The following is a 3,753-nucleotide window of genomic DNA, read 5'->3' as shown; positions in this document are numbered from 1 at the left end:
ACCCCCGAGTGCGCCCGCCCCCCGGCGGCGCCCCCGGCGGCGGGCCCGGCTTCCCCCGTCGTGGTCATAGACCCCAGCCTACGGGCGAACGCCAGGGGTTTTTTGGTGGGTCGTACAGCCTTCGGACGACCTGCGGCCATCGCATGAAGGGCAGGTCGTACGGCATAGTGGTGGCTGCCGCTCGCCCGCGCGCGAAGCGAAAAGGGCAAAATGCGGCAGACCTTCCCGGGTCGTCTAAAGGCAGGACAAACGGTTTTGGTCCGTTGAATGAGGGTTCGATTCCTTCCCCGGGAGCCGCACGGACCGGGCCCTGGCACGCACGCCGGGGCCCGCCGCCGTCTCCGGCCGGGAAGGGCCTCGGTATCCTCCAATATGTTCCACCCCCTCCGAAGCCGAAGGGCCACCTCGTGAGCGCCAATCGCCCCGCAGCCGTCGTCGTTCTCGCAGCGGGCGAAGGCACCCGCATGAAGTCGAAGACGCCCAAGGTCCTGCACAGCATCTGCGGCCGCAGCCTGGTCGGTCATGTCGTGACCGCCGCCGAGTCCCTCGACCCCGCCGAGCTCGTCGTGGTCGTCGGCCACGCCCGCGAGCAGGTCGCCGCGCATCTCGCCGACGCCGCACCCGGCGCCCGTACCGCGGTGCAGGCCGAGCAGAACGGCACCGGGCACGCCGTCCGCGTAGCCCTGGAGCAGCTGGCCGAGCAGACCGGGACGCCGGCCGACGGCACCGTCCTCGTCGTCTGCGGCGACACCCCGCTGCTGACCGGCGAGACCCTGCAGGCCCTGGCAGCCACGCACGCCGCCGACGGCAACGCCGTCACCGTCCTGACCGCCGAGGTCCCGGACGCCACCGGCTACGGGCGGATCATCCGCGACGAGGCCACCGGCGCGGTCAGCGGCATCGTCGAGCACAAGGACGCCTCCGACACCCAGCGCGCCATCCGGGAGATCAACTCCGGCGTCTTCGCCTTCGACGGCAAGCTGCTCGCCGAGGCGCTCTCCCAGGTGCGTACGGACAACAGCCAGGGCGAGGAGTACCTCACCGACGTGCTCGGCATCCTGCGCGCGGCCGGCCACCGGGTGGGCGCCTCCGTGGCCGCCGACCACCACGAGATCGCGGGCATCAACAACCGGGTGCAGCTCGCCGAGGCCCGCCGGATGCTGAACGACCGGCTGCTGCACGCCGCCATGATGGCCGGCGTCACCGTCGTCGACCCGGGTTCGACCTGGGTGGACGCCACCGTCAGCTTCGAGCCGGACGCGCTCCTGCAGCCGAACACCCAGCTGCTCGGCGCCAGCCACGTCGCCGCCGGCGCCGAGGTCGGCCCGGGCTGCACCCTCACCGACACCCGCGTGGGCGAGGGTGCCCACGTGATCAACACCGTCGCGAACTCCGCCACCATCGGCGCGGAGGCGAACGTCGGCCCGTACGCCTACCTACGCCCGGGCACTCGCCTCGGCCCGAAGGCCAAGGCCGGCACGTACGTGGAGATGAAGAACGCCGAGATCGGCGAGGGCACGAAGGTGCCGCATCTGTCGTACGTCGGCGACGCCACCATCGGCGAGTACTCCAACATCGGCGCCGCCTCCGTCTTCGTGAACTACGACGGCCTCGCCAAGCACCACACCACGATCGGGTCGCACTGCAGGACCGGCTCGGACAATATGTTTGTGGCGCCTGTCACGGTCGGGGACGGCGCCTACACCGCCGCGGGATCGGTCATCACCAAGGATGTGCCGCCCGGTTCGCTGGCCGTCGCCCGTGGGCAGCAGCGGAATATCGAGGGCTGGGTGGCCCGTAAGCGGCCGGGAAGTGCCGCCGCGGAAGCCGCCGCCAAGGCCGCCGAAGACCAAGGTCAGGAAGGCTGACCGGAGAAACGTGGGCGCCCAATGGGGCGTACCGTGGTGAAGCACAGACCAAGCGGCGTCGCTGTGCTGATTAAGACGAGCCGCTGACACCTGAGGAGAACGTGCTGTGACCGGGATCAAGACGACCGGTGAGAAGAAGCTGATGCTCTTTTCCGGCCGCGCCCACCCCACGCTCGCCGAGGAGGTCGCTCACCAGCTCGGTGTCGGCCTCGTCCCGACCAAGGCCTTCGACTTCGCCAACGGTGAGATCTACGTCCGTTACCAGGAGTCCGCTCGCGGCGCCGACTGCTTTCTGATTCAGAGCCACACGGCTCCGATCAATAAGTGGATCATGGAACAGCTGATCATGATCGATGCGCTGAAGCGGGCCTCGGCCCGCTCCATCACGGTCATCGTGCCGTTCTACGGTTACGCGCGGCAGGACAAGAAGCACCGCGGACGTGAACCGATCTCAGCGAAGCTGATCGCCGACTTGATGAAGACCGCGGGCGCCGACCGCATCGTCACGGTCGATCTGCACACCGACCAGATCGTCGGCTTCTTCGACGGCCCGGTGGACCACCTCTTCGCCCTGCCGATCCTGGCGGACTACGTGGGCACCAAGGTCGACCGGGACAAGCTCACGGTCGTCTCCCCCGACGCCGGCCGGGTCCGGGTCGCCGACCGCTGGTGCGACCGCCTCGGCGCTCCGCTGGCCATCGTGCACAAGCGGCGCGACAAGGACGTGGCGAACCAGGTCACCGTGCACGAGGTCGTCGGTGACGTCGAGGGCCGGGTCTGCGTGCTGGTCGACGACATGATCGACACCGGTGGCACGATCTGCGCCGCGGCGGACGCCCTCTTCGCGCATGGTGCGGAGGACGTGATCGTCACCGCTACGCACGGCGTGCTCTCCGGTCCGGCCGCGGACCGGCTGAAGAATTCCAAGGTCAGCGAGTTCGTCTTTACGAACACCCTGCCCACCCCGAATGAGCTGGAGCTCGACAAGATCACGGTGCTGTCGATGGCGCCGACGATCGCGCGGGCGGTGCGCGAGGTCTTCGAGGACGGGTCGGTGACCAGCCTCTTCGAAGAGGAAGCGTAAAGATCGATTTCTGATGCGGCCTCCCGGCCGGGTAGACTCACAGGGTTGCTCGGCGAGGGAGGCCGCATTTTTATGCGCCGCTCCGTTATCGACGCGCTCCTCGTAAGCAGGAAGTCGTGTGCCGGGTGACGGCCGATTTTCCTAGAGATTTACGAGGAGTGCCCCATGGCTGAGGTCAAGATCAAGGCCGAGACCCGCACCGAGTTCGGCAAGGGCGCCGCCCGCCGCCTGCGTCGCGCCGACAAGATCCCCGCCGTCGTTTACGGCCACGGCGAGGACCCGCGCCACGTCTCGGTCGACCACCACGAGCTGCTGATGGCCGTCCGTACCCCGAACGTCCTGATCAACCTGGACATCGACGGCAAGTCCCAGCTGGTGATCCCGAAGGACGTGCAGCGCGACGTGCTGCGCCAGGGCATCCTCGAGCACGCCGACCTGCTGGCCGTGAAGCGCGGCGAGAAGGTCAACGTCGAGGTCCCGATCTCCATCGAGGGCGAGCTGGCCCCGGGCGGCAACCTGCTGGAGCACGTCTACAACGCGCTGCCGGTCGAGGCCGAGGCCACCCACATCCCGGAGTCCGTCTCCCTCTCCATCGACGGCCTGGAGGCCGGCGCGACCGTCTACGCCAAGGACGTCACGCTGCCGCAGGGCACGACGCTCGCCATTGACGGCGAGGAGGCCGTGCTGCACGTCGTCGCCGCGCAGGCCGAGGAGCCCGAGGAGTCCGCCGAGGGCGACGAGGGTGCCGAGGGCGAGGCGCCTGCCGCCGAGGCTTCCGCCGAGTAGTTCTTCCCGCCCGCC

3 protein-coding genes and 1 tRNA gene are annotated in these 3,753 nt (G+C 69.1%); all 4 read left to right on the top strand.

Features of this window, described 5'->3' with window-relative positions; translation table 11 throughout:
• Positions 1-223: 223 nt before the first annotated feature.
• Positions 224-294, top strand: a tRNA-Gln gene (locus tag G5C51_RS40565).
• Positions 295-407: 113 nt separating this feature from the next.
• Complete coding sequence (gene glmU, locus G5C51_RS40560; RefSeq protein ID WP_165245739.1) at positions 408-1,868, top strand: bifunctional UDP-N-acetylglucosamine diphosphorylase/glucosamine-1-phosphate N-acetyltransferase GlmU; 1,461 nt, start codon at positions 408-410, stop codon at positions 1,866-1,868.
• Positions 1,869-1,974: 106 nt separating this feature from the next.
• Positions 1,975-2,952: a ribose-phosphate diphosphokinase gene (locus G5C51_RS40555; protein ID WP_165245737.1), complete on the top strand. Its 978-nt coding sequence runs from the start codon at positions 1,975-1,977 to the stop codon at positions 2,950-2,952.
• A 165-nt stretch (positions 2,953-3,117) separates the two neighbouring features.
• On the top strand, positions 3,118-3,738 hold the full coding sequence (locus G5C51_RS40550; RefSeq protein ID WP_165245735.1) for a 50S ribosomal protein L25/general stress protein Ctc: 621 nt from the start codon (positions 3,118-3,120) through the stop codon (positions 3,736-3,738).
• Positions 3,739-3,753 lie beyond the last annotated feature (15 nt).

Source organism: Streptomyces coryli (genome assembly GCF_011044975.1).
Classification (GTDB): domain Bacteria; phylum Actinomycetota; class Actinomycetes; order Streptomycetales; family Streptomycetaceae; genus Streptomyces; species Streptomyces coryli.
The sequence above is the reverse complement of the archived record's forward strand: the minus strand, read 5'-3'. Positions and strand labels throughout refer to the sequence as shown.

What these genes read in the sequence shown, in the direction of transcription:
- G5C51_RS40550 (WP_165245735.1), top strand. Translation starts at nt 3,118, where the DNA reads ATGGCTGAGGTCAAGATCAAGGCCGAGACCCGCACCGAGTTCGGCAAG.